Source organism: Pseudomonas sp. WS 5010, assembly GCF_012985565.1.
Classification (GTDB): domain Bacteria; phylum Pseudomonadota; class Gammaproteobacteria; order Pseudomonadales; family Pseudomonadaceae; genus Aquipseudomonas.
Window position 1 is genome coordinate 141,643 of sequence record NZ_JAAQWQ010000002.1, and the last position, 26,535, is coordinate 168,177.

25 protein-coding genes and 1 pseudogene are annotated in these 26,535 nt (G+C 63.7%); 22 read left to right on the forward strand and 4 right to left on the reverse strand.

Features of this window, described 5'->3' with window-relative positions:
- Positions 1-16: 16 nt before the first annotated feature.
- Together HBO11_RS05500 and HBO11_RS05505 are read left to right on the forward strand one after the other, a co-directional pair.
- On the forward strand, positions 17-328 hold the full coding sequence (locus tag HBO11_RS05500; RefSeq protein WP_169952989.1) for a DUF2834 domain-containing protein: 312 nt from the start codon (positions 17-19) through the stop codon (positions 326-328).
- A complete protein-coding gene (locus HBO11_RS05505; RefSeq protein ID WP_170058847.1) occupies positions 325-756 on the forward strand; it encodes an MAPEG family protein in 432 nt (143 codons plus the stop codon). Before HBO11_RS05500 ends, HBO11_RS05505 begins: the two co-directional genes overlap by 4 nt.
- A gap of 50 nt (positions 757-806) precedes the next feature.
- On the opposite strand, the gene HBO11_RS05510 is transcribed toward HBO11_RS05505, so the two are convergent.
- On the reverse strand, positions 807-1,091 hold the full coding sequence (locus HBO11_RS05510) for a hypothetical protein (RefSeq protein WP_169952992.1): 285 nt from the start codon (positions 1,089-1,091) through the stop codon (positions 807-809).
- A 295-nt stretch (positions 1,092-1,386) separates the two neighbouring features.
- Here HBO11_RS05510 and HBO11_RS05515 point away from each other — a divergent pair, with 295 nt between their 5' ends.
- A complete protein-coding gene (locus HBO11_RS05515; RefSeq protein ID WP_169952993.1) occupies positions 1,387-2,121 on the forward strand; it encodes a tellurite resistance TerB family protein in 735 nt (244 codons plus the stop codon).
- A 47-nt stretch (positions 2,122-2,168) separates the two neighbouring features.
- On the opposite strand, the gene HBO11_RS05520 is transcribed toward HBO11_RS05515, so the two are convergent.
- Positions 2,169-4,199, reverse strand: a complete 2,031-nt coding sequence (locus HBO11_RS05520) for a PhoX family phosphatase (RefSeq protein ID WP_169952994.1) — start codon at positions 4,197-4,199, stop codon at positions 2,169-2,171.
- 232 nt (positions 4,200-4,431) lie between these two features.
- On the opposite strand from HBO11_RS05520, the gene HBO11_RS05525 reads away from it, so the two are divergent.
- The 18 genes and pseudogenes from HBO11_RS05525 to HBO11_RS05610 all read left to right on the forward strand — a co-directional run bounded on the left by HBO11_RS05525 (position 4,432) and on the right by HBO11_RS05610 (position 24,251).
- On the forward strand, positions 4,432-6,084 hold the full coding sequence (locus HBO11_RS05525; protein ID WP_169952995.1) for a lipoprotein UxpA: 1,653 nt from the start codon (positions 4,432-4,434) through the stop codon (positions 6,082-6,084).
- Positions 6,057-6,500, forward strand: coding sequence for a pilus assembly protein PilZ (locus tag HBO11_RS05530; protein WP_169952996.1), 444 nt, complete (start codon positions 6,057-6,059; stop codon positions 6,498-6,500). The genes HBO11_RS05525 and HBO11_RS05530 overlap by 28 nt, the downstream gene beginning before the upstream one ends.
- A gap of 13 nt (positions 6,501-6,513) precedes the next feature.
- Positions 6,514-8,457, forward strand: a complete 1,944-nt coding sequence (gene gspD / locus HBO11_RS05535; protein ID WP_169953303.1) for a type II secretion system secretin GspD — start codon at positions 6,514-6,516, stop codon at positions 8,455-8,457.
- 5 nt (positions 8,458-8,462) lie between these two features.
- The gene (locus HBO11_RS05540) at positions 8,463-9,911 is read left to right on the forward strand and encodes an ATPase, T2SS/T4P/T4SS family (protein ID WP_169953306.1); all 1,449 of its coding nucleotides are present in this window, start codon (positions 8,463-8,465) and stop codon (positions 9,909-9,911) included.
- A complete protein-coding gene (gene gspF, locus HBO11_RS05545; RefSeq protein ID WP_169952997.1) occupies positions 9,911-11,113 on the forward strand; it encodes a type II secretion system inner membrane protein GspF in 1,203 nt (400 codons plus the stop codon). The genes HBO11_RS05540 and gspF overlap by 1 nt, the downstream gene beginning before the upstream one ends.
- A 44-nt stretch (positions 11,114-11,157) precedes the next feature.
- Complete coding sequence (gspG, locus tag HBO11_RS05550) at positions 11,158-11,601, forward strand: type II secretion system major pseudopilin GspG (RefSeq protein WP_070994271.1); 444 nt, start codon at positions 11,158-11,160, stop codon at positions 11,599-11,601.
- Positions 11,602-11,603: 2 nt separating this feature from the next.
- Positions 11,604-12,053 (forward strand): type II secretion system minor pseudopilin GspH, encoded by a 450-nt coding sequence (gspH, locus tag HBO11_RS05555; RefSeq protein WP_169952998.1) that lies wholly within the window; start codon positions 11,604-11,606, stop codon positions 12,051-12,053.
- Positions 12,050-12,415: a type II secretion system protein gene (locus HBO11_RS05560; RefSeq protein WP_169953000.1), complete on the forward strand. Its 366-nt coding sequence runs from the start codon at positions 12,050-12,052 to the stop codon at positions 12,413-12,415. Before gspH ends, HBO11_RS05560 begins: the two co-directional genes overlap by 4 nt.
- Positions 12,412-13,002, forward strand: coding sequence for a prepilin-type N-terminal cleavage/methylation domain-containing protein (locus tag HBO11_RS05565; RefSeq protein WP_169953002.1), 591 nt, complete (start codon positions 12,412-12,414; stop codon positions 13,000-13,002). Before HBO11_RS05560 ends, HBO11_RS05565 begins: the two co-directional genes overlap by 4 nt.
- 14 nt (positions 13,003-13,016) lie before the next feature.
- Positions 13,017-14,126 carry a type II secretion system protein GspL gene (locus HBO11_RS05570; RefSeq protein ID WP_169953003.1) on the forward strand — a complete coding sequence of 370 codons (1,110 nt, stop codon included), beginning with the start codon at positions 13,017-13,019 and terminating at the stop codon, positions 14,124-14,126.
- Positions 14,123-14,554 carry a type II secretion system protein GspM gene (gene gspM, locus HBO11_RS05575; protein WP_169953005.1) on the forward strand — a complete coding sequence of 144 codons (432 nt, stop codon included), beginning with the start codon at positions 14,123-14,125 and terminating at the stop codon, positions 14,552-14,554. Before HBO11_RS05570 ends, gspM begins: the two co-directional genes overlap by 4 nt.
- The gene (gspN, locus tag HBO11_RS05580) at positions 14,551-15,222 is read left to right on the forward strand and encodes a type II secretion system protein N (protein WP_169953006.1); all 672 of its coding nucleotides are present in this window, start codon (positions 14,551-14,553) and stop codon (positions 15,220-15,222) included. Before gspM ends, gspN begins: the two co-directional genes overlap by 4 nt.
- A 46-nt stretch (positions 15,223-15,268) precedes the next feature.
- A pseudogene (locus HBO11_RS05585) lies at positions 15,269-15,418 on the forward strand (amidase); the annotation flags it as partial.
- Between the two features lie 73 nt (positions 15,419-15,491).
- Entirely contained in the window at positions 15,492-17,393 is a 1,902-nt protein-coding gene (locus tag HBO11_RS05590; protein ID WP_169953008.1) for an acyl-CoA synthetase, read from the forward strand.
- A gap of 126 nt (positions 17,394-17,519) precedes the next feature.
- Positions 17,520-20,084 carry an EAL domain-containing protein gene (locus HBO11_RS05595; protein ID WP_169953009.1) on the forward strand — a complete coding sequence of 855 codons (2,565 nt, stop codon included), beginning with the start codon at positions 17,520-17,522 and terminating at the stop codon, positions 20,082-20,084.
- A gap of 80 nt (positions 20,085-20,164) precedes the next feature.
- A complete protein-coding gene (gene feaR, locus HBO11_RS05600; RefSeq protein ID WP_169953010.1) occupies positions 20,165-21,106 on the forward strand; it encodes a transcriptional regulator FeaR in 942 nt (313 codons plus the stop codon).
- A 113-nt stretch (positions 21,107-21,219) separates the two neighbouring features.
- On the forward strand, positions 21,220-23,319 hold the full coding sequence (locus HBO11_RS05605) for a PQQ-dependent dehydrogenase, methanol/ethanol family (protein ID WP_169953011.1): 2,100 nt from the start codon (positions 21,220-21,222) through the stop codon (positions 23,317-23,319).
- An 86-nt stretch (positions 23,320-23,405) separates the two neighbouring features.
- Positions 23,406-24,251, forward strand: a complete 846-nt coding sequence (locus HBO11_RS05610) for a transporter (RefSeq protein WP_169953013.1) — start codon at positions 23,406-23,408, stop codon at positions 24,249-24,251.
- Positions 24,252-24,261: 10 nt separating this feature from the next.
- Here HBO11_RS05610 and HBO11_RS05615 read toward each other — a convergent pair whose 3' ends face one another.
- Positions 24,262-24,597 (reverse strand): helix-turn-helix domain-containing protein, encoded by a 336-nt coding sequence (locus tag HBO11_RS05615; RefSeq protein WP_169953015.1) that lies wholly within the window; start codon positions 24,595-24,597, stop codon positions 24,262-24,264.
- A 57-nt stretch (positions 24,598-24,654) separates the two neighbouring features.
- Between HBO11_RS05615 and HBO11_RS05620 the strand changes: the two genes are divergently transcribed.
- A complete protein-coding gene (locus tag HBO11_RS05620; protein WP_169953018.1) occupies positions 24,655-25,746 on the forward strand; it encodes an NADH:flavin oxidoreductase/NADH oxidase in 1,092 nt (363 codons plus the stop codon).
- Positions 25,747-25,851: 105 nt separating this feature from the next.
- Here HBO11_RS05620 and HBO11_RS05625 read toward each other — a convergent pair whose 3' ends face one another.
- A complete protein-coding gene (locus HBO11_RS05625) occupies positions 25,852-26,397 on the reverse strand; it encodes a hypothetical protein (RefSeq protein WP_169953021.1) in 546 nt (181 codons plus the stop codon).
- Positions 26,398-26,535 lie beyond the last annotated feature (138 nt).

Consider the following 26,535-nt stretch of genomic DNA (forward strand, 5'->3'; position numbering starts at 1 on the left):
CTGCGTGGTGGACCCTATGCACAGACCCTATATCGCCCTTGCCAGCCTGTTGGCGTTTTCCCTGTACACCCTGGGCACCTTGCTCTGGGCCGAGCAGTCGCTGCTGGCGTTTGGCCTTGAGCTGCTATCCAGGCCCGACACCGCCCAGGTGGTGATCGACCTGTACCTGATGGCGGCCCTGGCGTGTGTGTGGATGTACCGCGACGCCCGCGCCAAGGGCCGGTCGCTGGCCAGTGTGCTGCCGTATTGGCTGCTGACGGCGATCTTTGTCTCGGTGGGGCCGCTGCTGTATATCGTGGTCCACGGCTTTGCCAGGGACCGGCGATGACCAGCCTCGTGCATCTGTTTGCCCTGTGTGTGCTGGTGTTGTTCATCAAGATGTTGGCGATCTCCTGTTACCAGGGCTTTTTCCGCCTCCGGCACCGTGCGTTCAGCAATCCTGAGGATGCCGGTTTCTTCCAGCGCCCGGCCATTGCGCAGGAGCTTGCGCCGGTCAGCCGGGCGGCGAAAGCCTGGGCCAATGACCTGGAAAACATTCCGCTGTTTTTCGTCCTCGGCGGGTTATGCCTGGCGCTGGATACCAACGCCGCCGCGACGGCCTGGCTGTTCGGCCTGTTCACCGTCGCGCGGGTACTGCATACCTTGCTGTGCCTGGGCCGCCGCCAACCCTGGCGCACCCTGGCCTATGGCGTTGGCCTGGCGTGCCTCTTGGGGTTGGCGGGGTTGATCGGTGCGGCGCTGTTGCCTATTCGATAGGGTATCGACCGGATACGCCGCGATCGCCGGCAAGCCGGCTCCTATAGGGGCTAGACGAAGGCCTGGCGGCTGAAACCGCGTGGCAGGCGTTGCAGGCCGGGCAGGGCGGTCAGGCGTTGGGTCCAGGCGCTGCGCCAATCATTGCTGGCGGTGTTGGACTTGGCTTTGCGCGATGCACGGCGGGACGCGTTGCGCTGGTTGCGGCGGGCTTCCTTATAGGCATCGGTGTTGCGGCAGGTGCGGCATTTGACCCGGTTCAGTTCCACCGTGGACGTGAGGTTATTGCCGTGATGGCCGCAAGCGAGGTGCCCTGCGACCTTGAAGTGAGTGACCATGTCAGCGTCTCCTTCTGTGAGGGTTCGCGGCACCGCAAATCTGTGGATGCTCGCGCTCAAGGCCAGGCCGATTGAGGCCGTGCCCTTATATTTCCGACCCCACGGGCGGGCTGACGTTCACCGCAAGCCGTGGCGCGCTGAATCTGAACAATTCTCACGGTTTCCACAGGCCTGCGCCGGGTTTGCGGGGGGCCAGTCAGCTCGGCAAACCAGCGCCTGCTGGGCGGTCTTGGCGTTATAGGCGCCAGGGACTATTGTTGGTTGTCTGGCGCACAGCCCATAGGAGGGCGATACCATGAACACCAGTGCTCTACTGGAACAACTGCTACGTGCAGGTCAAGCCTCGATGTCCCAGCAAGGCGGTTCGGCGGCACCCCAGGGCGGCGCGGGAGGGCTCGGTGGGTTGGGCGGCCTGCTCGGTGGATTGCTCCGGGGCGGCGGCTCCGCTCCTTCTGCGTCGGGCGGTGGCGGCCTGGGCGATCTGCTCGGTGGCCTGGGCGGTATGTTGGGCGGGACCCAGGCGGGCGGTTCGAGCCAGACCCGTAGCGGCGGCACCAACTATGCGGCCCTGGCGTCGTTGGGGATGATGGCATTCCAGGCGTATCAAGCCTGGCAACGCCAGCAGGCCTCTGCGCCGCAGCAGGCCTTGCAGACGGTTGATCAACTCTCTGGCGCCGAGGTCGAGGCCCATAGCCATGCGGTACTGCGCGCATTGATCGCGGCGGCCAAGGCGGATGGGCGGATTGATGAGAAGGAAAAGGCGTTGATCTCCCAGGAGATCGGGCGCCACACCGACGATCCGGACTTGCAACAATGGCTCGACGCTCAAGTCGCCAAGCCCTTGGATGCAACCGACTTTGCCGAATATGCCAATGACCCGGCGGTGGCCGCCGAGGTCTACCTGGCCAGTGTGATGCTGGTGGATGACCAGCAGGTCACCGAGCGCAACTACCTCAATGAATTGGCCGATGCCCTGGGTATCAAGCCTGAATTGCAACTGCACCTTGAACAGCAAGCCCAACAGGCCTGATCCACAAAGACAGCGAAGCAGGAGCCTGGCTGGCTCCTGCATGTTGGTCAGATCGCCAATTCCCCCCCATCTGCCCGCTGGATCACCACCGTGGACGCCCGCGCCCGTACCTTGCCGACGGTGACGTCGGTTGCCACGTTAGTGGACGGCCAGTTGCTTGGATGCTGGATGTTGATAAACACCGTCTTGTTGTCCGGCGTGAAGGTCACCCCGGTCACTTCCGAACCATTGGGCCCAACGAAGAAGCGCCGCAGGTCTGCCTGGTTCTGTGCGTTGACCGGCACTTGCTTGCCCTGGGCGTCGACCATATTGGTGGGAATCACCACCAGCATCTGGTCGTTGGTGTAGTCGGTCAGGGTTTTTTCGCCGTTGTCGGTCTGGATCCACATCACGCCACGGCTGTCGAAGGTCATGCCGTCGGGGCTGGCGAATTGGTTCAGTGCGGTCAGGCCCGAGCGGTTGAGGTCCGGAGTGCCGGCAGCGTTGGCGCCAAATACAAAGATGTCCCAGGTGAAGGCCACTTGGTTGTCGGCGTCATGCCAGCGGATGATGTGCCCGTGCTTGTTGTTCACCCGCGGGTTGGCGGCGTTGGCCACGGTACGGCTGGTGTTGTTGGTGAGCGTCAGGTACACGTCGCCATTGAGCGGGTTGACCGAGGTCCATTCCGGACGGTCCATCGGCGTGGCGCCCAGGGCGTCGGCCGCGCCGCGGGTGTTGAGGATGATCCCCGGCAGGTCGGTGAACTTCGCGCCCAGGGTACTGCCATCGAGCGTCGGGCTGGCCACGTCGAGCAGCAACCAGTTGCCGCTGCCGTCGGCATTGAAGCGCGCCACGTAGAGTTTGCCGCTGTCCATGTACTTGGCGCCGGTGGCCAGGCGGTCGCTGGGGTTGGCGTCTGCCGGGTCCCACAACGCGGTGGAGACGAATTTGTACAGGTACTCGTTCTGCGAGTCATCGCCGCTATAGAACACCACTGGCTTGCCGGCGGTGGTCAGGCCCGGCCAGCAACCTTCATGGCGGAAACGGCCGAGCGCGGTGCGTTTCACCGCACGGGTCGCGGCGTTGTACGGGTCGATCTCGACGATGTAGCCATAGGTGCTGGCTTCGTTGCGGTAGTCGTCGGTGGCCGTGGCGCCGCTTGGGGTGACGTTGAAACGGCTGAACTCGCCGTTCACTTCGCTCGGGTCACCCGCGACGCTTTCCCAGCGATAGTTGCCGTTGCTGGTGCCCACGCCGATGCGCACCTGGTCGGCCGGGCGGTTGCCGCTGCGGTTGACGAAAATCCCTGGCCAGTTTTCTTCGCAAGTCAGGTAGGTGCCCCACGGTGTGTAGCCATTGCCGCAGTTGTTGTTGGTGCCGCGGGTCTGGGTGCCGGTCGGCGAGAACTTGGTCTTGACGTGCTCGGTGCCTTTCATCGGGCCCGCCAGGTCCATCAGCGTGGCCGAGGTGAAGCGACGGTTCAGCGGGTCGTTTTCCATCACCTGCCAGCGGCCGTTGACTTTAGTCACGCGCATCACGCCCGCGCCGTGGGCGTTGATTTCCTTGCGCACTTCTTCCACCGGGCGTACGCCGCCGATCAGGGTCGCGCCGTTGGGGTGCAGTTCGGACTGTTCGATGTATTCGTGGTTGATCGCGATCAGGCCGTCAGTGGAGCTGCCATTGATCGGGAAGAAACGCATGCCATCGTGGTTCATGCCGACCGAGTTGGCCTGGTCGGTCGAGGTATTGGTACCATCGCTTTTCCACGGTGCCGCATTGCTGTTGAGCGGCGTGCCCCATGGCGCGAGGATGTGCGCGGTGTAGCCGGCGGCCACGGTGCAGCCGTCGGTGCGCGAGCCGGGGATCGAGTTGAAACCCAGCTTCAGCGCAGGTTTGGTGGGCTCGGTCGGGGTGTCGTGGTCAGAGCCACCGCCGCTGTCAAAGCAGCCCGTCAGGCCGGTGCCGGCAATCATGGCGATCGCGGCGCCGAGTCCGCCCCGTACCACACTGCGGCGGCTCAGGTAGGCAGTGAGTACCGATTCCATCGGCTCATTGAGGCTCAGGTTGCGATTCTGGTTGTCGCCAGTCTCTCGACTCATTTCATCAGGTCCTTTGTAGATCACGATTTTTGAAAGGAGCCCGAACTCTAAGAGTCGAATGTGATGATTCGCGGTCGGTTTTGTTAAAAATGTATTTAAGTGTATTTCTTTTATTTCCTTTTGTTACAAGGATGCATATTTCACTCCTGTTAAAAAACTGACATTAAACCGTCATTAATTGACCCCCACTATGCCGCCCTTAAAGCAGAGTTAGCCCTAGGGTGAGAGAACAATGGCTTCAATGGTGCGGCGCGATGTATTGGGATGGATGACGCTGGGGGCCTGTGCGCCGTGGCTGGCCGGCTGCTCTAGCCTGGGGGCTGCGGCGGGGCCTGCGGACAGCCAGCCGGTCGACCTGCTGTATATCGCCGACACCCTCGATGCACGCCTGCCGGGTCGCCCGGTGGTGCCCGCCACACGCCTGGGGCCGGCAACACGGATCGGCCAGGCGCCGTGGATCACCGGGGCCAATGCGCGTTTTCGCCAGGCTGACGGTAGCCAGTTGGATGGCCTGCTGGATGCCTCCTTAAGTGACGATGTGCAAACCGGTGGCTACGCGGTACTCGGTGCCGTGTTGCAACGCCTGCGTGATGAGGCAGGGCCTGAGAATAGCCTGACCCTGGAAAACGGCCAGTGCTGGAACGGCAGCGGCCTGGCGTACCTGACCCGTGGCCTGTCCGGGGTCCAGGGCAGCCAATTGCTCGGCAGTGAAGTGCGGGTCAGCAGCGATGAACGCGTGCTGTGGCCCGAACAATGCCAGGGCCTGTACCAGCAATTCGGCCACCCGGTACTCGGCGCCGGGCTGGCCAGCGCCAGTGCGCAACGCCTGGCCACCCCAGGCATGCAGGTGTTCCGCCGGGGCGGCGTGCGCATCGCCGTAGTCGGCATCACCGACCCTTATGCGCGGGACCAGCAAGCCTCCTTGAAACAGTGGTTGCACAGCCTGCAACCGGTGCTTGCCCAGGCCCGTGAGGAAGCCGACCTGGTGGTGGCCCTGGCCGATGTCGGCACCGGGCCGGGGTTCTGGCTGGCCGAGCGCCTGGGCCAGGTGGACTTGATGTTGTGCGCCCGTGGCCAGGACCTGTGGCCGCAGCCGGTAGAAATCCTGCAAAGCTCCGGCAAGCGCGTACCGGTGGTGCTGGGCGGGACCCGGGCCAGCGGCGCCTTCCGCATCCGCTGCCAGGCGCAGGCGGGGCAATGGCGCTTCGATGCGCGCTTCTTTCCCGCCCAGGCCAGCGCGTTGGACGCTACCGCCCAGGCCCACGCCCAGCGCCTGCAACCACGCTTGCAACAACAGCGCGCCGCCCACGCCGCCTGGCTCGACCAACCCCTGGCCAAGGCCCCGGAAAACCTCTGGCGCCGCGATGTGCGCGCCGGCAGTTGGGATCGCCTGTTGCACCAGGCCCTGGTCCGCGAGCCCAAGAGCGCAGTGCTGCTGCCAGGGCTGCGCTACGACAGCCCCCTGGCCCGCGGCCAGATGATTACCCGCGAACACCTGATCAGCCTGAGTGCCAGTTACCCAGCGCCGGTCGTGGATGTCCCGGCGCAGCAGGTGCGCCAGGTCCTGGAAAACGGCGCCGAGCAACTGTTTGGCGAGCCACTGCTGCTGGATAACAGCCAGGACCTGCCGCGCTGGCTCGGCCAGCCCTGGCAGGTCACCTATAGCCCTGGCGGCAAGCGGGTCAGTGAGTTTGCCGAACCGCTCGGCACCTGCCGCACCTTTGGCCTGGGCTTTGCCGCCGATGCCGGGCAACCGCTGTGGCAACACCTCGAAGGCTGGTTGCGCGAGCAGCCGGCGGACTGGCAACTGGCGCCGTTGCAACTGCCGGATGTGCGCTACGTGCAGGGGCATCCGGGATGGCATCCACGGAGCCTGGTCAGTTGAGCCGTGGGGGCAACCTGTTGCTGGCAACACTGCTGGCCTGGCTCGCAGCGCAATGTGTGTTGCAACTGTGGCACGGCATCGCCCAGCCGGTCGTGTCTTACGCGCCAGCGGCGCCGGTTGCCGACTTGTTGAGCAGCCACTGGACACCGCGCCAGGCACCCAGCGACGACCTGCCGTTGACCACGCTCAAGGTTGATTACCTGGGCAGCCTCAAGGCCACGCCGTTGCGCGCCACGGTCCTGGTGCTGCGCTATCAGCAACAAGAACGCACGCTGACCCTGGGTCAGCGCCTGGCCCCGGGCATCGTCTTGCAGGACATCGATGAACGCGGGCTGATTTTCGACAATCAAGGGCAGCGCGAGCGCTTGCCATGGCCGACTGAGCGACCGGTGATCGGCCTCAAGCGCAAGGAATGAACCGACGATGCACATGATCAATAAATGCCTGGGCCTGAGCGCACTGTGCCTGGCCTTGAGCGTGACCCCGGCCCACGCCGAAGAAGCGCCGGCCTTGTATGAAGTGAACTTCATCGACACCGAACTCACCGACTTCATCGACAGCGTATCGCGCATCACCAACACCACCTTCATCATCGACCCACGGGTCAAGGGCAAGGTCACGGTGCGCAGCCTGGATATGCTCGGCAGCGAGGCCATCTACGACATCTTCCTCGCCCAGTTGCGCGCCCAGGGTTTTGCTGCGGTCAACCTGCCCAATGGCAGCGTGAAGATCGTGCCGGACCAGGCCGCGCGCCTGGAGCCGGTACCGGTGGAGTCTGCGCGCCAGGCCGTGCAAGCCAACGATGGCATGGCCACCCGGGTATTCAGCGTGCGCAACGCCGCCAGTGAACAGATGCTCAATATCCTCAAGCCGCTGATTGACCCTCGGGTGGGAGTGATCAGCCCGTACCCGTCGGCCAACTTGTTGGTGATCACCGACTGGCGCAGCAACCTTGACCGTATCGACGCGCTGTTGCAGCAACTCGACCAGGTCAGCCAGGAACCCCTGGAAGTGCTGCCCCTGGTCAACGCCAGCGCCAACGACACCGCGCAATTGATGACCCGCCTGCTGGCCCGCGAGCAGGGCGCCGATGGCGCGCAGGTGGTTGCCGACCCGCGCAGCAATGCGTTGCTGGTGCGCGGCAGTGCCGACAGCCGCCAACGGGTGCGTGCGCTGCTCAAGCAATTGGATCAGCCGCAGACTGCCTTGCGTCCATCGAACACCGTGGTGATGTACCTGCGTCATGCCAATGCCGCCGAAGTGGTCAAGGTGTTGCGCGGCTTGAGCCAGGACACCCCAGGCGCCGGAGGCGAGGGCGTGCCCACGGAAGGCGCGCCCAAGCAGATGGCGGTCAGCGCCTCGGGGATTCGCATGGAGTCTGAGGAGGGCACCAACGCCGTGGTGATGGTCGGCCCGGACAGCGAAATCGCCGCCTACCGCACCATCGTCGAACAACTGGATATCCGCCGCGCCCAAGTGGTGGTGGAAGCAATCATCGCCGAAGTCTCCGACACCCGCGCCCAGGAACTGGGTGTGCAATGGCTGTTTTTGGGCGATTCCTTTGGCGGCGGCGCGGTGAACTTTACCAACGGCGGGACGAGCATCGCCGGCCTGGCGGGCGCCGCTGCCAGCGGCGACACCGCAGGCCTGGGCAAGCTGTTGGCCAATGTGCCCGGCGCCACCGCAGGCTTTGGCAAGCTCAACGGCGGCGGACTGAACTTCCTCGCACTGCTCAATGCGCTGAAGAGCGAAAGTGGCTTCAACCTGCTCTCGACCCCGACCCTGCTGACTCTGGACAACGCCGAAGCATCGATTCTGGTCGGCCAGGAAGTACCGTTTGTGACGGGCTCGGTAACGCAGAACAACACCAACCCCTACCAGACCATCGAGCGCAAGGAAGTGGGGATCAAGCTGCGGATCAAGCCGCAGATCAATATCGACAACACCGTGCGCCTGGACATTGTGCAAGAGGTCTCGTCGATTGCCGACAGCACCGGCGCCAGCGATGTGATCACCAACAAGCGCGAGATCAAGACCAAGGTCATGGTCGAAGACAACGGCCTGGTGGTGCTCGGCGGGCTGATCGGCGACGAAGCCAAGAACAGTGACCAGCGTGTGCCGTGGCTCGGCGATATCCCAGGGGTCGGGCGGCTGTTTCGCTCCAACGCCAGCCAGCGCACCAAGCAGAACCTGATGGTGTTCATCCGCCCGCGGATCATGCGCGACGGCGAGACCCTGGCCCAATTGAGCAGCGAGAAATACCGCAACCTCAAGGCCAACTCGAACCTGGCATTGCCCGCGATCTCCGATAACAACGCCTTGCTGCGCCTGTTCCCGGCCAGCCGCGAGCGCCTCGACGAGGGCGTGTGGTGAGTACGTTGTTGCCCTATCGACTGGCGCGCCAGGCGGGCTTGGCGCGGGCTCCGGGTGCGCAGGGCTGGACCCTGTGCCTGCGCGAGGATGTCGACACCGACGCCTTGCAGGAAGTATTGCGCGTGCATGGCCTGCCGACGCTGGTCGAGCACCTCGACCCGGCGCAATACGAACTGCGCCTGGGGGCCTTGTACCAGGCCGGGGAGTCGGCCACGGCGGCGTTGATCGAGGGCATCGGCGAGCAGGTCGATCTCGACAGCCTGATCAACGAACTGCCACGGATCGAAGACCTGTTGGAGAGTGACAACGAAGCGCCGGTGATCCGCCTGATCAACGGCCTGTTCGCCGAAGGCCTGCGCTTGCGCGCCTCGGATATCCATATCGAGACCTTCGAGCAGAGCCTGGTGGTGCGCCTGCGGGTGGACGGCCATCTGCGCGAAATCCTGCGCCCGCCACGGGCCTTGTCGGCCATGTTGGTGTCGCGGATCAAGGTCATGGCGCGCCTGGATATCGCTGAGAAGCGCCAGCCCCAGGACGGGCGCATCACCTTGCGCTCCGGCGGGCGCGAGGTGGATATCCGGGTGTCGACCTTGCCCGGCATCCACGGCGAGCGCGTGGTAATGCGCGTACTGGACAAACAGGCCAACCTGCTGGACCTGAACAACCTGGGCATGCCCGCTGCCGTCGAGCAGGCCCTGCGCGCTTGCCTGTCGCGGCCCAACGGGATCTTGCTGAGCACCGGGCCCACCGGCTCGGGCAAGACCACCACGCTGTATGCCAGCCTCAATGCGCTGAACGACGGCTCGTGCAACATCCTCACCGTCGAAGACCCGGTGGAATACGCGATTACCGGCATCGGCCAGACCGCGATCAACCCGCGCGCCGGCATGACTTTCGCCAGCGGCCTGCGGGCGATCCTGCGCCAGGACCCGGACGTGATCATGCTCGGCGAAATCCGTGACCAGGAGACTGCACAGATCGCCGTGCAGGCCAGCCTTACCGGGCACCTGGTGCTGTCGACGCTGCACACCAACAGCGCGGTGGGCGCCGTCACGCGGTTGCGCGACATGGGCATCGAGCCCTTTTTGATCGCCTCCAGCCTCAAGGGCGTGATGGCCCAGCGTCTGGTGCGGCGCCTGTGCCATTGCGCAACGCCGGCGCCGTTGCAGGCCGCCGAGCGCCAGTTGTGGCCGGAGCTGGCGACGCTGGATCAGAGCTTTCACCCCCAGGGCTGCGACGACTGCCAGGGCAGTGGCTATCACGGGCGGATCGGCCTCTATGAATTCATCACCCTGGATGCCGGCTTGATCAGCCTGCTGTACGACGGCGCCAGCGAAGCGGCCATGCACGAATACCTCGCCGACAAGCGCCAGAGCCTGACCGCCATGGCCACCGAATGCCTGCGCCGTGGCGAAACCAGCCTGGAGCAGGTCCTGCGTGCGGTGCGCGACTGATGCCGACCTACCGCTACCAGGCGCTGGACCTGCGCGGCAATCGCCGCAAAGCCAGCATCCAGGCAGAAAGCGAGCGCCATGCCCGGCAACTGCTGCGCGAGCAGGGCCTGTTTGCCCGTGAGTTGCAGGTGCAGGGCGCAAGCCTGTCGAGCCCGCGCGGGCAACGCTTGAACCATGGACAGCTGTGCGAGTTGACCCGCCAGTTGGCCACGCTGTTGAGCGCTGGTATCCCCTTGGTGGATGCCTTGGCCACCCTGGAACGCCAGTTGGCGGAACCGGCGATTCGCAACCTGCTGGTGGCGGTGCGCGGCGCCCTGGGCGAAGGCTTGAGCCTGGCCCAGAGCCTGCGCCGCCAGGGTGGGCAGTTCAATACGCTGTATTGCGCACTGGTCGAGGCCGGCGAGCGCTCGGGCAAATTGGCGCCGGTGCTGGAGCGGTTGGCCGAGCACCTGGAACAGGTGCAGAAACAACGGCACAAGGCGCGCACGGCGTTGATCTACCCGGCGGTGTTGATCCTGGTGTCGCTGGCGGTGGTGATCGGCCTGATGACTTTTGTGGTGCCCAAGCTCACCGAGCAGTTCAGCCACACCGGGCAAAGCCTGCCGCTGATTACCCGGGTGCTGATCGGCGCCAGCGAGGGCCTGGTGATGCTCGGCCCGTGGTTGCTGGGGCTGGGCTTGCTGCTGGCGCTGGGCGCGCGGGTGTTGCTGCGCCAGGCGGTATGGCGTTTGCGTCGCGACAGCCTGGCGTTGCGCTTGCCACGCATTGGTGTGCTGCTGTCGGTGCTGGAAAGCGCGCGGGTCTCGCGCAGCCTGGCGATTCTGCTCGGCAGTGGCGTGCCGTTGCTCGAGTCCCTGGAGGTGGCCACCGCTACGGTCGGCAACCGGCAGATCCACCAGTCCCTGGTAGCGGTGCGTGAACAGGTCGAAGGCGGTGTGACCCTGTACCGCGCCCTCAGTGCCAGTGGGCATTTCCCGCCGATGCTACTGAACATGGTCGCCAGCGGCGAGGCCAGCGGCACCTTGCCCGACATGCTGGAGCGCGTCGCCGACAACCAGGAGCGTGGGTTTGCGCGCCAGGTCGACCTGCTGCTGGCGTTATTCGAACCCCTGATGATTCTGCTGATGGGCGCGGTGGTGCTGTTCATCGTGCTGGCGGTGCTGTTGCCGATCATGCAGCTCAATCAGGGCCTGAGCCTTTGAACAGACAACCTGAAAACGGAGAACATGAAATGGAAAAGCACGCCATGCCTGGCAATCGTGCGGTCAAGCGTCGCGAACGCGGCTTCACCCTGATGGAAATCATGGTGGTGATTTTTATCATCGGCCTGCTGATCGCGGTGGTCGCCCCCAGCGTGCTTGGCAGCCAGGACAAAGCCATGCGCCAGAAGGCCCTGGCCGACCTGGCGACCCTGGAGCAGGCACTGGACATGTACCGCCTCGACAACCTGCGGTTCCCCACCTCCGAGCAGGGTTTGCAGGCGCTGGTCAGCAAGCCGAGCCTGGAGCCCTTGCCGCGCAGTTGGCGTGCCGACGGCTACATCCGCCGCCTGCCCGAGGACCCATGGGGCAATGCCTATGGCTACCGCACGCCTGGGCAGCATGGGCGGGTGGATCTGTTCTCACTGGGAGCCGACGGCCAGCAAGGCGGCGAAGGCACCGATGCCGATATCGGTAACTGGGACCTCTAGGCATGCAGCGCAGTCGCGGGTTTTCGCTCCTGGAAATGCTGGTGGTGTTGTTGATCGTCGGCTTGTTCAGCGCCCTGGGGGTGGCCTATCTGGATGCCGGCCAGGCGCCGATGCGCCAGGCCCTGGCTCAACTGGCCAGCGAAGCGCGCAGCCAGGCCGCCCAGGCCCGGCATGCCGGGCAGTTGCTGGGCTTGCGCTGGAACGGTCGCAGCCCGGAGTTTGTGCGCTGGCAGGCCGGGCGCGCAGCGCCTGGGTGGCAGGTCCAAGCGTCGCGCGGCGCACCCTGGCCAGCCGGCTTGCAACCTGACTGGCCGGTGAGCCGCGAGCCCCAGGTGATGTTCACCCCATCGGGGCTGGCCCGCCCGGTATCACTGACCTGGCGCTGGGCCGAGGGCCGCGAGCGCTGGCAATGGCAAGCAGACAACACCTTGCATATCGCGACCCTGCCATGAAGCGCCAGCGTGGTTTTACCTTGCTTGAAGTCATGGTCGCCCTGGGGATTGCCGCGTTGATGGCGGTGATGGTCAGCCAGCTGTTGCGCCAGCGCATCGCTACCCACCAGGCCGTGGCGCAACATCGCCTCGGCAGTTTGTGCGCACGGGAGCTGGAAACGCGGTTTGGCGTGGAGCAGTACTGGCCGCAGATCAATGCAGTGAGCGGCGAGTTGCGCCAGGGGAATGCCACCTGTCATTGGCAACTGACCCTGGGCAATACCGGGGTCAATCGCTTGCGCCGGGGTGAGTTGAGCTTATTTGCCGATCCCCAGCAGCGTCAGCCCCTGGGTCAGTTCAGCCTGTTCCTGGTGCGTCCATGAAGGCGGCGCAGCGCGGCTTGACCCTCATCGAGCTATTGGTGGCGATGGCCCTCACGGCGGTGGTCGGGGTGTTGCTGGCGGCCTTGGTCAATGGCTGGGTCAAAGTGCGTGAGCGTCTGGAGGAGCCGGGCAGCGAACCTCAGGTATTGGAGTTCTGCATGGCCCTGGAGCGCCGCTTCGACGCCTTGGTGTTGCGCCAGTTGTACGAGCAGCGCTTGCCCCTGGACCTGGCCTGGCTGGAGTGGCAGCCGAGCCTTGGGCAACTGCAGTGGGTGGCCCTGGGCGCCTGGCCGCCGGCCGAGGGCGCGTCGCGCGTGCAACGCCAGCGCCTGCTGTTCGATGCGCGCCAGCAGCGCTTGAACCTGTTGGTCTCGGCCGACCTGTACGCCGCCGACAAGCCGCGCTGGGAACTCAAGGCGTCATTGGCGCCGGTCGAGCGCGCCACATTCAGTTTTTACCAGGGCACGCGCTGGCTGGCCTTTCCTTCTACTGTTGCCGCCCAGCCCAATCGCGGCGTGCGGATCGAGTTCGAGCACCATGGAGCCCCTTATGTCTGTACTTTCGCCTTGCCCGATACCCAGCCATGAGCCGGAGCGCAGGCATGTTTGAGCGTCTGCGGGCCAAGCCACGGGAATGGTTGCTGGTGCGCCCGCCGGCCACCGCCGAGGGCCGCTGGCAGTGGTTGCACTACAGCGCGCAACAGGCTTGCGCAAGCGGCACCTGGCCGCCACCGTCCGCACTGCTGCAACTGCCGGGCGCCTTGATTATTCCAGCGCTCGATTGCAGCCATTTCTGCCTGCCGGCGCCGCCGGGGCTCAAGCGTCACGAATGGCCGCAATTGTTTGAAGAATATGCGCAGCAGCCCGCCGAAGCGTTGCTGGTCAGTTGCCTGTCCCGCGAGGCCGGGCAGTTGGAGTTGTTGGTGATGCATCGCGAGCAGGTCCAGCAATGGCTGGCCGAGTGTGCTGCGCTGGGGCTGCACATCACCCATGGCTGGGCGGATTTGCAGTTGTTGCCGCCAGCAGAGCCAGGGCAGGTAGTGGAGTGGCGGCGCGAATCGGTGCGCTACCTCAAGGCGCATTCCCGGCAATGGTTGGTGTGGCCGCCGGTATTGGGTGAGCGCCTGCCCCAGGCCTGGCGCGACCTGCCTGGCGAGACCCAAGAGGGCGACTGGCCGTCACGCCTGGCGCGCCTGGAGCAGTTGCCCAGTGTGCTGGAAGGCACGCGGGGGCCGCGCACACGGGTGACTCGAGCGCCACTGATGAGCGGCGTACAGCGCCGCTTGCTGCTGGCTTGCGTGGCGCTGGCGGCGTGTTGGGGCGCGGTGTATCTGGTGCAGAGCCTGCGCCAGGTTGATGTTTGGAAAGCCCAGGTCCGGGCGCTGGCCGGGCCTGCCAACAACCCGCAACAGGCGCGCGTGGCGCTGGCGCGAGTGCAGGGCGAGGCGAGCGACTGGCAGGTGCGCCAGCAACAGATCGTCGCCCTGGAGCAGGCGCTCTCCGGCTGGCTGCAACAGCAGCCAGGCTGGTCGGTGTCGCGCATCGAGTTTGACGGCAGCCGTTGGCGCCTGGCCTTGCGCGGCAATGGCCCCCGGCCGCTGCCCGGCGAATGGCAGGCCATGGCCCAGGCTGCCGGCGCGCAATGGACTGACGAGGCGCAAAGTGTCGCCGGTCAATTGCACCTGAGTTTTGATCTGGGAGAACAACCATGAAAGCCCGGATGCAGGAGTACCTGGCCCACTTCAACCAACTGCCGCCCAAGCGCCGCTATGGCCTGTTGGCTGGCTGGTCGACCGTCGTGCTGTTGCTGCTGGTGCTGTTGACCCGGCCGCTGCTGGCGGCCTGGCAGGATGCACGCCAGTGGCAGGCGTTGGCGCAACAGGCCGGCGCACTGGTACCGCCAGCGGCGTTTTCCAACGAACAGTGGCAGGCCCTGGCGGTGTCGCGCCAATGGGTGCTGACCCGCGTTGAACAGCAAGGCGATCGCTGGCAATTGCAAGGCGAGCTGCCGGGGCCCCAGGCCCTGCAACTGCTGCTGCGGACGGTGCAGGAGCAGGGTGGGCGACCCGTGCAGTGGAGCCTGGAGCAGGGTGGCGGCCAGGGCTATGCCTTCAGCCTGGAAGTGGCGGCGCGGCCATGAGTCGCGCGGTGATCCTGTGGGCGATTGTGGTGTTCAGCCTGACCGTGCTGCTGGAGCTGCCGGCCGCCTTCGTTGCCCGCCAGCTGCCCTGGCCGACCGGCTGGCAGCCCAGCGGCGTGGTGGGCAGCCTGTGGACTGGCCGCGCAGCGCGCGTCGGTGCCCTGGCGCCGGTGGACTGGAACATCCGTCCGTGGGCGGCGCAGGTGAACCTGCGCTTTGCGCAACGCATCTGGGAGCTGTCGATCCATGGCTGGCCGTGGAACTGGCAGGCGCAACTGGCCCCGCGTGCGGTCAGCGCCTTGCCGCCACCGATGTTCGTGCTGGACGGGCGTTGGGACGGGCGATTGCAGGTCAATGGCGCCGGAGCGGGTTGCCGTAACACCGACGGTGAATTGCTGGGGCACGACCTGGCGCTGTTGAGCCCGTGGCTGGTCAAGCTGGGCAATACCCGGATCGAGTTGCAGTGCAGGGATGGCCTGCGATTGCTGGCGGACCTGCAACTGGCGGCCGAGCACCATTTCAAGATCCAAGTCGACTCCCAGCGCGTGCAGGTGGACGGGCAGATTGAACCGGGGGCCGCCGTGACCCCGTTGCTGGTGCAGGCGCGGTGGCTGCAACCGGCTGCACAAAGCTTCAGCAAGGTGCTGGGTAAACCGTTAGTCCAGTAGGCGCCGTTTTGCCGGGACTCGAGCCGACCTTTGGCTACATCCCCACGTGGCCCAGGCGGTAGGGCGCCTGGTGCAGTTGGGCGTGCATGTCGAGGCCGACCCACTGGAGTTGTGCAAAACCGTGGTCTACGCTGGGGCCTTGGATTTGGCAGCGCAACTTTGCAGTGAGCAGAAGGGGTTGCTGGATCCGGGTCTGCTGCGTTTCACCGAGCAGTGCCAGCACACGACCCTGGCGCCCTTTGTAAAAAACACGGAAGAACATTAAACCCATGAACAGTCCTGTTTCCCTTGCCCGGTTGAGCGACATCCAAGTCTTCGAGCAACAATACCCGTTGGCCGAGCGCGACTTGCCTGGCAGTACCTATGAGTTGTTGCAGCGTGCCGCCGAACGCTTTGCCGATCTGCCAGCCTTGTGTTTTCTACCGACGGGCAGCATCGAGGATCAGCCCTGGCGTATCAGCTATGCCGAGCTTTTTGCCAAGGTCACACAAACCGCCAACGCCTTGCATCGTCTGGGCTTGCGCCCGGGCCAGGCGGTATCTTTCCTGCTGCCTAACTTGCCGCAGACGCACTTTGTGATTTGGGGTGCAGAGGCGGCGGGGATCGTCAATGCGATCAACCCGTTGCTTGAGCCTGAGCACATTGCAGAGCTGATCCGTGCTTCCAATACCTCGGTGCTGGTCACACTGGCACCGTTCCCCGGTACCGACCTATGGCAGAAAGTGGCGGCCCTGGCAGACTTTTTGCCACAGATGCCCACGATTGTGACGGTCGACCTCGCCAACCTGTTGCCGGAGCCGCAACGCAGCGCTGTAAGAGCCCAGCGGCCACCGATGCCCGCAGGCGTCCTGGACTTCGATGAACTGCTAGCCGCCGCCCCGGCCGATCACCTGGAAAGCGGGCGGGTTATCCAGCCGGACGATATCGCCTCCTACTTTCACACGGGCGGCACCACTGGCACCCCGAAACTGGCCCCCCACAGCCACTTCAACGAAGTGGCGATGGCCAAGATCATTGGCTTGCATGGGCGCTACGTACCGGACGACGTGCTGCTATGCGGGTTACCGCTGTTTCACGTCAATGGGGTGATGGTCACCGGTCTCGCCGCATTCCATTACGGAGCCCAGGTGTTGCTGGCCGGGCCCCAGGGTTACCGTAACCCGGCCTTGATCAAGGACTTCTGGAAGCTGGTGGAGCGCTACCGGGTCAGCAGTTTCAGTGGGGTGCCCACCATCTATGCGGCACTGCTGCAGATCCCAAATGACGGTATCGACGTTTCCAGCCTGCGCTTTGCGCTCTGCGGTGCAGCGCCAATGCCGGTGGAACTGATCCGCCAGTTCGAAGCCCGCACGGGGCTGCGCATCATCGAAGGTTATGGCTTGACCGAAGGCACCTGCGCCACAGCCTGCAACCCTTATGAGGGCGAGCGCCGGCCCGGTTCCATTGGCCTGCGCCTGCCGTATTGCCAGGTCAAGATCGTGGTGCTCGACAGCGCCGGCAATTATTGGCGTGACGCCGCGACCGATGAGCCGGGGACCCTGTGCCTGCGCGGCCCGACGGTGTTCAAGGGCTATCTGCAAGCGGACAAGAACGCAGGTATCTGGCTGGATGGTGACTGGTTCAATACCGGCGACCTGGGGCGCATCGATGCCGATGGCTATATCTGGCTGACCGGTCGCAGCAAGGATTTGATTATTCGCGGTGGCCATAATATCGACCCGCAGATGATCGAAGAGGCGCTGCATCGCCATCCGTGCGTAGCGCTGGCCGCCGCAGTCGGCAAGCCGGATATCAGGGCCGGGGAACTGCCGGTGGTGTATGTGCAGCTCAAGGCCGGCGAGCACGCTAGCGAGGCCCAGTTGCTGGAGCACGCCACACAGCACATTCATGAACGTGCGGCGGTGCCCAAGAACATCTGGTTGGTGGAGCAGATTCCGCTGACCGCCGTGGGCAAGACCTTCAAGCCCGCTTTGCGCCTGGATGCGATCCGGCGGGTGTTCGAAGATGAGGTGTGGCAGGTCGCGGCGGCAAGCCGGGTGGAAGCCCACAGTGACGAGCGCCACGGGCAGCGCGTGGATATTCATGTGCCAAACCTTAGCGCGATCCAGCGCGAGCAATTGGATCAGCGCCTGGGCGGGTTTGCCGTGCGTTATGTGGTGCATTGCGCATAGGGCGGTTTTCGGGCTGTTCGAAGCGCAAAAGTTGTCTATCGTCTATGGGCAGGCAGTCGCGCACCTGCGTGTGCGTCGTGTGGTTTTCGGTGCGGGTTGTTAGGGCGCCCTGGCGCCTGGAGCGCTATGGAAAAGCTCAACGTTGGCCCCAAGTCGTCGCTGGAAGGCAAGGTTTCCAATCTCTCTACCGCACGGGCTTATCTGCTCGCCTGTTCACTGCTGCTACTGGCCATGTTTTTGCTGGTCGGGGTGCTGCTGGTGTCCATTGCCGATCATCTGAATCAGGATGCCAGCGAGCACAGCCGGATCGATATCGAAAACGCCTTGCTGTCGGTTGAGCGCATCGCCGCCTCTACGGTCAAGGACTACGCGTTTTGGGGGGACGCCTACACACACCTGCATCAGCAGGTGGATGTGGATTGGGCGTTTGGGCGGCAAAACCTGGGTTCGACGCTGTTTGCCGACCTGGGTTTCGAGGGGGTGTTTGTTGTCGATCCAGCCGGGCGCACGGTGTACTCGGTGGTTGACGGCCAGTTGCAGACCGTTGCCGTGCAGGATTGGCTGCACATACCCATCGAGCCCCTGCTGGCCCAGGCCCGGCAGGCTGCCGCCAACAGCCAGTCGGTGACCCGGCTGGTACAGGCCGACGGGACACCTGCGGTGTTGGCCGCCGCAGCGCTGACGCCGGGCACCGATCCGAGCGTGAAGGCCGATAGCGGCCCGGCCTCTGTGTTGATCTTCATTGCCAAGCTCGCGCCGCAACGCTTGGCCGCATTGGGCCAGGACTTTGGTGTGCAAGGTCTGCAGGTTGCCCCGGCTGGCAGGGTAGCGGCGGGCGCACCGAGCCTGAGCCTGCGGGACCATGCCGGCGTTGTGCAATGGACCTCGGACGACCCGGGGCACCAGTTGCTGGTGCTGGTCGTGCCGCTGGTCACGTTCGCCGGCCTGATCTTCGCCCTGATGGCCTGGGTTATCCAGCGCCGCAGCACCGCCGCCGCGCGGATCATGGACAGTAACTACGCCACCCTGCAAGCCAGTCGCGCGGCGCTGGTGGTCAGCGAGGAGCGCTTTCGCGATGTGGCCGAAGCGGCCTCCGACTGGATCTGGGAAGTGGATACCCACTTGCGGTTTACCTACCTGTCGGAGCGTTTCGACGTGATCACCGGCCTCAAAGGGGCCAACTGCCTGGGGACGGCGGCGGATGAGCTGCTGGCCTCGGATCAGGGCCTGTTGTCCAGCTGGTTCAAGGACCACGCCCATCGCCCGAATGCCATCGTGCAGTGCAACTACCTGTCGGGTGAAGGCGAGCCGCGTATCTGCCGGTTGTCGGTGCGCGAGATCCCCGGCCAGGGCTATCGGGGCACCGCCAGTGACATCACCGAAGAGGTCGAGGCCCGGCGGCGTATCGAGTACCTGTCGCAACACGATGCCTTGACGGGCCTGGCCAACCGTACGCGCATGCAGGAATTTCTCGAGGGCAAGCTCAAGGCGGTGCCGACCCTGGAAAGGCCGTTGGTGATGCTCAGTATCGACCTTGACCGCTTCAAGCCGGTCAATGACCTGCTGGGCCACGCCGCTGGCGATGAGGTGCTTAACCAGGTGTCCCGGCGCTTGCAGGGCTGCCTGCGCGGTGACGACCTGGTGGCGCGCATTGGGGGCGATGAATTTATGTTGGTGGTGGCGGGCATGAGTTCGCAGTTGGAGGTGGAAGGCCTCTGCCGGCGGCTGATCGACTGTATCGAGCTACCGTTTCATATCACCGAGCATGAAGTGTTTATCAGCGCCAGCATCGGCATTGCCATGGCGCCGGCGGATGCGACCCTGGCCGAAGAGCTGCTGCGCTACGCCGATATCGCGCTCTACGAAGCCAAGGAAAGCGGGCGCAATACCTGGCGTTTTTATGCGGGCGACATGAACGCACGCATTATCGAGCGGCGCCAGCTGGAAGCCGATCTACGCCATGCGATCAAGAACGGCGAACTGCGCCTGGATTTCCAGCCGCGCTACCGTATCGAAGGCAAGCGCCTGGCCGGCGCCGAGGCCTTGGTGCGCTGGCAGCATCCGCGGCGCGGGCTGCTGGGCCCTGATGTGTTTATTCCTATCGCCGAAGAAACCGGGCTGATCCTGCCATTGAGCAACTGGGTGCTGCACGCGGCCTGCCAGGCGGCCGCTGGCTGGCCTGACGATGTGATGATCTCGGTCAACCTGTCCTCCACCGAGTTCCAGCGCGGGCACTTGGTGGCGCGGGTCAAGGCGGTGCTGGTGGAGACGGGCTTGAACCCGGCGCGACTGGAGTTGGAGTTGACCGAAAGTGTGATGCTCAACGACGAAAAGGTCGCCTTGAGCACCATGCAAGGCCTCAAGGCCCTGGGTGTGCGCCTGCTGATGGACGACTTTGGCACCGGCTATTCGTCGTTGAGTTATCTGCGTTCATTCCCCTTCGACGGGCTGAAGATCGACCGCAGCTTTGTTGGTGGCCTGACCGCCAGCGGTGGCGATCAATCGATCATCCAGGCGATTGTCGGCCTGGGCCGCGCGCTCTCGCTGACGGTGACCGCCGAAGGCGTGGAAACCATCGACCAGCTCAAGGCACTGAAGGATGTGCAGTGCGATGAGGCGCAGGGTTTTTACCTCAGCGTGCCGGTGAATGCCCAGGCAATCAGTGCGTTGATCACCGGCCGCACTGACTAGCAGCCCCTTGCCCTGCTTGCACTGACCGCATATAGATAATATGTTAACAATATAACTATAAACGGTCTGTGGGAGGGGGTATGCCTGCCTTGTTGAACCCTTGCGTTGAGTTCGCCAACTGGAATCGTGACTTGCGTGCGGTATGCGGCAATTTCAGCACCGCACGTTCAGATCGACACAGTCTGTTCATTGGCAGCGTCCACGGCCAGGACGTGTGTGGCCTGGAGTTGGCACATATCCGCACCAATGCCGGGCTGATCAGCCGCCAGCACACCCACGGCGATGGGGACGATGACCGCCACTGTTTTCTGATCCTGCAGGGCAGCGGCCATCAGCGCATCCGCCAGCAGCACCGGGTCATCGATCTGGGGCCGGACGATATCGCCCTGGTGGACTCGGCCCAGGCCTTCGAGATCGAGCCCCAGGGGCTGGTGCAAAATACCTCGGTGCATCTGTCGCGCGCCGAGGTCGCCCGGCAATTCGGCCAGCAGCGGCTGTTTGGCAAGCTGGCGCGCAATAGCGTCGCCACCCATACGATTCGTGCACTGGTGCGCTCCCTGGAGGACGCGCAACTGAGTGAAGGTTATGGCGGCGAGAACGATGGCTCGGCCGTAGAGCAGGCCTTGATCGGCCTGGCGGCTGCCGGCCTGGACGAGCGCGCCGAGGGCCAGCCGGGCTTTGCCTGCGTGGGCCATAACGATATTTATGGCCTGGCCACGCGCCTGGTGGAAGCCTCCCTGCAAGAGACCGACCTTGGCCCCGAATACCTGGCGCGGCACCTGAATGTCTCGGTGCGCCAGCTTTACCGGTTGTTCGAGCAGCGCCATGAAAGTATTGCGCGCTACATCCAGCAGCGCCGCCTGGAGCGGGTGGCACAGGACCTGCGCGCCCGCGATTTGCGACATGAGTCGATCACCCAGATCGCCTTCAAGTGGGGGTTTGTCGACGCCGCGCATTTCAGTCGGGCGTTCAAGCGGCATTTCCAACATGCGCCCCGGGACTTTCGCCAGCAGCCGGCATAGGCAGCGCCTTGGCAGGGAATGCCAAGGGCTTTGGCAGCCTCAGTCAAGTGGGCGGGCGTGGCAGGCCCTCTAATAGAGTGGCCAGATCCGATTAATGTTGGAGAACAATAACAATGAAAATACGCAGCCTGCGCCTAGGCATGCCTTTGCTGGCGACCGCATTCGCCACCCTGGCCCTGGCCGGCCCGGCCCAGGTCGATGGGCCGCGCATCATCGCCGCCGACCGTGAGCCTGGTAACTGGATGAGCCACGGCCGCACCTACGATGAGCAACGCTACAGCCCGTTGGACCGCGTGAATGCCGGTAATGTCGGGCAGTTGGGCATGGCCTGGACCACCAAGCTGGATATCGACAGCGGCACCGAGGCCACGCCGCTGGTGGTCGACGGGGTGATGTACACCACGGGGGCCTTCAGCATCGTTTATGCGATCAATGCCGCCACCGGCGAGTTGCTGTGGAAGTACGATCCGAAAGTACCCGCCGAAAACCTCAGCCAAGGCTGCTGCGGCCCGGTCAATCGCGGCGTGGCAGTGTGGCAGGGCAAGGTCTATGTGGGCAGTTTCGATGGGCGCCTGATTGCGCTGGATGCGGGCACTGGCCAGCCGGTGTGGAGCGTCGACACCATCATCGATCGCAGCAAAAGCTACTCCATCACCGGCGCGCCGCGCATCGTCAAGGGCAAGGTATTGATCGGCAACGGCGGCGCCGAATTCGGTGTGCGCGGCTACGTCACCGCCTACGACGCCGATACCGGCAAGCAAGTGTGGCGCTTCTACACTGTGCCGGGCGACCCCAAGCTGCCAGCAGAAAATGCGGCGATGGCCAAGGCCATGAGCACCTGGGATGGCGACGGTTGGGTCAAGTGGGGCGGTGGCGGCACAGTCTGGGACTCGATGGCCTACGACCCGCAACTGGACCTGCTCTACGTGGGGACTGGCAATGGCTCGCCGTGGAACTATCGGTTTCGCAGCAATGGCAAGGGCGACAACCTGTATGTGTCGTCGATCCTGGCGCTGCGCCCGGATACCGGCGAGTACGTCTGGCACTATCAGGTCACCCCGCAGGACCAGTGGGACTTTACCGCGACCCAGCACATGATCCTCGCCGATATCCAGATTGAGGGCAGCGTGCGCAAGGTGATCATGCAGGCGCCGAAAAACGGCTTCTTCTATGTCCTGGATCGCACCAACGGCAAACTGCTGTCGGCGAAGAACTTCGTGCCCGTGAATTGGGCCAGTGGCATCGACCTGCAAACCGGGCGGCCGATCCTTACCGGCGCAGCGGACTATTCCAAGGAGCCGAAGGTGGTGCAGCCGAGTTTCCTCGGCGGGCACAATTGGCACCCCATGTCCTACAGTCCGAAGACCGGCTACGTGTACATTCCGGCGCAGTACACCCTGGCCGAATTGAAGGCGGCCAAGGCCCCGCAGTTCTTGCCGAATAAATCGGTGGTCAACTTTGGCCTGGATGTGCCGGACCTGCCGGAAGACCCGAAAGCCCTCAACCAGATCCGTGATGCCTGGAGCGGTGAGCTGATTGCCTGGGATCCGGTCAAGCAAGAAGCTGCCTGGAAGCAACCCTACGTCAGCGCCGGCAACGGCGGCACCCTCGCCACGGCTGGCAACCTGGTGTTCCAGGGCACGGCCGATGGGCGGGTGGTGGCCTACCGCGCCGATACCGGCAAGCCACTGTGGGAGCACCGGGCCAACTCCGGCGTGATGGCGGGGCCGGTTACCTATACGGTCAACGGCGAGCAGTACGTGGCGTTTTCCGTGGGTTGGGGCGGGATCCTGCCGCTGCTGACCGGCCCGCTGACCAACAAGGGCAAGGTGCGGGCCGAGTCGCGGGTGATTGCCTTCAAACTGGGTGCCACAGGCCAGCTGCCACCGCCCAAGGCCGCGCCAGTGCTGCCGACTACCCGCCAGGTACTCACGGCGACACCGGCGCAACTGGCCCAGGCCCGTGACATGTTCAACGGCCTGTGCGCCGGCTGCCATGGCCTGAACGCGATCAGCGGCGGGGTGGTGCCAGACCTGCGCTACCTGGATGACAACAAGCATGCGGCATTTCCAGCCTTTGTCAGCGGCGCGTTGATCAATAAAGGCATGCCGAACTTCTCCGACATTTTGCAGCGCGAAGACATGGAGTTGCTGCGCCAATACCTGGTCAAGCGTACCCAGGATCTGCAGGCCGATCTCAGCGCCGCTCACTGATCCCGTTTATCTCATGTGTGCCAGGCGACGCCTTTGGGCGGCGCCATGGCCGAGTGTTGCCTCCAATAACAATAACGGTACTTGCCATGAAAACACTTAGCATCCTGACCCTGCTCTTGAGCCTGGTTCCCTTGGCCCACGCCGACGTCAAGCCGGACCCCGGCGACTACACGGCCTTGCCCCAAGGCACCGATGTGGTGGTGCTGTACCAGCAGAACCCGCGGGGTGACAAGGTTTACTCCGGCGGCAAGAAAGTCGCCGACAACCTTGACCTGGACATGACCGTGGGCGTGTTGCGCCTGATCCACTTCACCGAGTTCTTCAACACCGGCCTGACCTGGGACCCGCAGATCGTCATTCCCTTCGGCTACCAGAAGATCGGCGCCAGCGACAGCAAGAACTCGGGATTGGGCGACATCACGTTTGGCGGTACGGTGTGGACCATTGCGGACCTGGCCAATAACGAACACCTGGGTTGGTCGGCGTTTGTCACCGCGCCCACGGGCAGCGACAAGAACCAGGGATTTGCCCTGAGCAGCAACCGTTGGGCCCTGGATTTCCAGGTGGGCTACATCAAGGGGCTGACCGACAAAATCACCTGGGATGTGATTGCCGAGACCGAGTTCTACGGCGAGCAGCGCGCCACCGATGCCAAGAAGGACCCGCTGCTGCAACTGCACAACCACCTGCGCTACAACTTCACCCCCGAGACATATGCGGCTGTGTCCTATCGCCACAATTGGGGCGCACGCGAGACGCTGGACCATCAAACCCTGGCTACCAGCCGCAGCAATGGCACGCTGGGCTTTACCGTGGCCACGATGTTGGGCAAGCAAGTACAGGTATTAGGGCAATTGATGCATGACACATCGGTGCGCGAAGGGGTGAAGATCGACAATTCGCTGCAGTTTCGCCTGGCGTATTTCTACTGACACCGGGGCCTTATTGTTGGGAGAGGATGCTCTCAAGCAACCCTGGAAATCGCTCAGCCAACACATCGGCCCGCAACGAGTTCATATGGGTGGTGCCCACGCTGCGCGTATGCACCAGCCCGGCGTCACGCAAAACCCGGAAGTGGTGAGACATGCTGGACTTCGGCCGCCCGCCGTCCAGCTCGCCGCAACTGGCTTCTTCCACCCCGGCCAGGCAGCGCACGATGTCCAGGCGCACAGGGTCACTCAACGCGTAGAGCAGGCGTTCAAGGGTCAGGTCTTCGGGGGAGGGGTGTTTAAAGGCTCGCATGAAGCGAATGATAACAGGGCTGGCATTGATTACCATAGTTCGATTAAGATCGAACTATCGAATCAAACGTTACCCTCGTTTCAGGAGTTTTTCATGTCTGTATTATTCGAACCCTTCACGCTCAAAGACGTTACGTTGCGCAATCGCATCGCCATTCCGCCGATGTGCCAATACATGGCCGAAGACGGCCTGGTCAACGACTGGCATCACGTCCACCTTGCCGGTTTGGCCCGGGGCGGCGCTGGCCTGGTGGTGGTCGAGGCGACCGCCGTGGCCCCTGAAGGTCGGATCACTCCAGGTTGCGCGGGGATCTGGAGCGATGCCCATGCCCAAGCCTTTGTGCCCATGGTGCAAGCGATCAAGGCGGCAGGCTCGGTGCCCGGTATCCAGATCGCCCACGCCGGGCGCAAGGCCAGCGCCAATCGCCCATGGGAAGGTGACGACCATATCCCCGCAGACGACGCCCGTGGCTGGCAAACCCTGGCACCTTCGGCCATCGCGTTTGGTGCCAACCTGCCGAAAGTCCCCCAGGCCATGACCCTGGAAGACATCGCCCGGGTACAGCAAGACTTCGTCGATGCCGCACGCCGTGCCCGTGACGCTGGCTTTGAGTGGATCGAACTGCATTTCGCCCACGGTTACCTGGGCCAGAGCTTCTTTTCCGAGCACTCCAACCAGCGCACCGATGCCTACGGCGGCAGCCTCGACAACCGCAGCCGCTTCATGCTGGAAACCCTGGCGGCCGTGCGTGCAGTCTGGCCGGAAAACCTACCGTTGACCGCGCGTTTCGGGGTTATCGAATATGACGGGCGCGACGAACAGACCCTGGAAGAATCCATTCAATTGGCCCGTCGTTTCAAAGATGGCGGCCTGGATCTGTTGAGCGTCAGCGTTGGCTTCACCATCCCCGACACCAATATCCCCTGGGGCCCGGCGTTCATGGGCCCAATCGCCGAGCGCGTGCGCCGCGAAGCCGGTCTGCCGGTCACCTCGGCGTGGGGTTTTGGTACGCCGCAGTTGGCCGAAGGAGCGCTACAGGCTGGTCATCTGGACCTGGTCTCCGTGGGCCGTGCACACCTGGCCGACCCACACTGGGCGTACTTTGCCGCCAAGGAATTGGGGGTGGACAAGGCCTCCTGGACCCTGCCGGCGCCTTACGCGCATTGGCTTGAGCGCTATCGCTAAGCTGTAGGAGCTGGCTTGCCGGCGATGGTCGTCAACGATATCACTGGGCACCAGGATGAATGCGGTGCCTGGTTTTTTTCGCCGGCAAGCCAGCTCCTACAATAACTACGGTTTCAAATTTCGCATTGACGCGAAGGATGTCGCTAGCCGGCGGTAAATCAGATCATCGTCCAGATCGATATCTCCATCGCCGTCGGCATCTTTTCGACTTGTGGCGATAATGCTGCGGTAACTCCAATATTGATCTGGATTTGCCGCGGTCACGGTAAAGTCAGGCCGGGTAAGGTCTCGGTTGCCTTTATTAAAGTGCATGATGTTGACATCTTTTACATTGCTGCCATCAAAGGCAATCAAGATACGGTCAAACAGTCGCTTGCCCTCATGGAATGGGCTCAATGTGACCATCTGCGTTACAAAGTTGGCGGCATTTATGTAATAGCTTCTATCCTCGTCGTCATGTTTTCCGTCGCCATCTGCATCATTGGTCCCGCCAACCGCGTCGTACTGCCAGTTGTCATTACTCGAATAGATCACTACGCGGGCATTGGGGGCATCCAAGTTATAATTGCCTTCGTCATAGCGAGACATTACAACTTCAGGGTTGCCAGCACCGTCCATATCTCTGAATTCATAAAGTTGTTTGTGGTTCATCTCAGCACCCAATCTTTTAAGTAACTGTCGATGCCAAGCTAAGGCTGGTGTGCCTTAAACGTCTACTGTCATATTTCACAGGTGTCTGCTTATCCAGTGACCTTTCATGACGGCCATGAAAAGTACAATCTTCCATCC

What these genes read in the sequence shown, in the direction of transcription:
- HBO11_RS05525 (WP_169952995.1), top strand. Translation starts at nt 4,432, where the DNA reads ATGGCTTCAATGGTGCGGCGCGATGTATTGGGATGGATGACGCTGGGG.
- HBO11_RS05510 (WP_169952992.1), bottom strand. Translation starts at nt 1,091, where the DNA reads ATGGTCACTCACTTCAAGGTCGCAGGGCACCTCGCTTGCGGCCATCAC.
- gspM (WP_169953005.1), top strand. Translation starts at nt 14,123, where the DNA reads ATGAAAGCCCGGATGCAGGAGTACCTGGCCCACTTCAACCAACTGCCG.
- HBO11_RS05560 (WP_169953000.1), top strand. Translation starts at nt 12,050, where the DNA reads ATGAAGCGCCAGCGTGGTTTTACCTTGCTTGAAGTCATGGTCGCCCTG.
- HBO11_RS05530 (WP_169952996.1), top strand. Translation starts at nt 6,057, where the DNA reads ATGGCATCCACGGAGCCTGGTCAGTTGAGCCGTGGGGGCAACCTGTTG.
- gspN (WP_169953006.1), top strand. Translation starts at nt 14,551, where the DNA reads ATGAGTCGCGCGGTGATCCTGTGGGCGATTGTGGTGTTCAGCCTGACC.
- HBO11_RS05505 (WP_170058847.1), top strand. Translation starts at nt 325, where the DNA reads ATGACCAGCCTCGTGCATCTGTTTGCCCTGTGTGTGCTGGTGTTGTTC.
- HBO11_RS05610 (WP_169953013.1), top strand. Translation starts at nt 23,406, where the DNA reads ATGAAAACACTTAGCATCCTGACCCTGCTCTTGAGCCTGGTTCCCTTG.
- gspD (WP_169953303.1), top strand. Translation starts at nt 6,514, where the DNA reads ATGATCAATAAATGCCTGGGCCTGAGCGCACTGTGCCTGGCCTTGAGC.
- HBO11_RS05625 (WP_169953021.1), bottom strand. Translation starts at nt 26,397, where the DNA reads ATGAACCACAAACAACTTTATGAATTCAGAGATATGGACGGTGCTGGC.
- HBO11_RS05615 (WP_169953015.1), bottom strand. Translation starts at nt 24,597, where the DNA reads ATGGTAATCAATGCCAGCCCTGTTATCATTCGCTTCATGCGAGCCTTT.
- HBO11_RS05595 (WP_169953009.1), top strand. Translation starts at nt 17,520, where the DNA reads ATGGAAAAGCTCAACGTTGGCCCCAAGTCGTCGCTGGAAGGCAAGGTT.
- HBO11_RS05520 (WP_169952994.1), bottom strand. Translation starts at nt 4,199, where the DNA reads ATGAGTCGAGAGACTGGCGACAACCAGAATCGCAACCTGAGCCTCAAT.
- gspF (WP_169952997.1), top strand. Translation starts at nt 9,911, where the DNA reads ATGCCGACCTACCGCTACCAGGCGCTGGACCTGCGCGGCAATCGCCGC.
- gspH (WP_169952998.1), top strand. Translation starts at nt 11,604, where the DNA reads ATGCAGCGCAGTCGCGGGTTTTCGCTCCTGGAAATGCTGGTGGTGTTG.
- HBO11_RS05515 (WP_169952993.1), top strand. Translation starts at nt 1,387, where the DNA reads ATGAACACCAGTGCTCTACTGGAACAACTGCTACGTGCAGGTCAAGCC.
- HBO11_RS05565 (WP_169953002.1), top strand. Translation starts at nt 12,412, where the DNA reads ATGAAGGCGGCGCAGCGCGGCTTGACCCTCATCGAGCTATTGGTGGCG.
- gspG (WP_070994271.1), top strand. Translation starts at nt 11,158, where the DNA reads ATGCCTGGCAATCGTGCGGTCAAGCGTCGCGAACGCGGCTTCACCCTG.
- HBO11_RS05605 (WP_169953011.1), top strand. Translation starts at nt 21,220, where the DNA reads ATGAAAATACGCAGCCTGCGCCTAGGCATGCCTTTGCTGGCGACCGCA.
- HBO11_RS05500 (WP_169952989.1), top strand. Translation starts at nt 17, where the DNA reads ATGCACAGACCCTATATCGCCCTTGCCAGCCTGTTGGCGTTTTCCCTG.
- feaR (WP_169953010.1), top strand. Translation starts at nt 20,165, where the DNA reads ATGCCTGCCTTGTTGAACCCTTGCGTTGAGTTCGCCAACTGGAATCGT.
- HBO11_RS05570 (WP_169953003.1), top strand. Translation starts at nt 13,017, where the DNA reads ATGTTTGAGCGTCTGCGGGCCAAGCCACGGGAATGGTTGCTGGTGCGC.
- HBO11_RS05590 (WP_169953008.1), top strand. Translation starts at nt 15,492, where the DNA reads ATGAACAGTCCTGTTTCCCTTGCCCGGTTGAGCGACATCCAAGTCTTC.
- HBO11_RS05620 (WP_169953018.1), top strand. Translation starts at nt 24,655, where the DNA reads ATGTCTGTATTATTCGAACCCTTCACGCTCAAAGACGTTACGTTGCGC.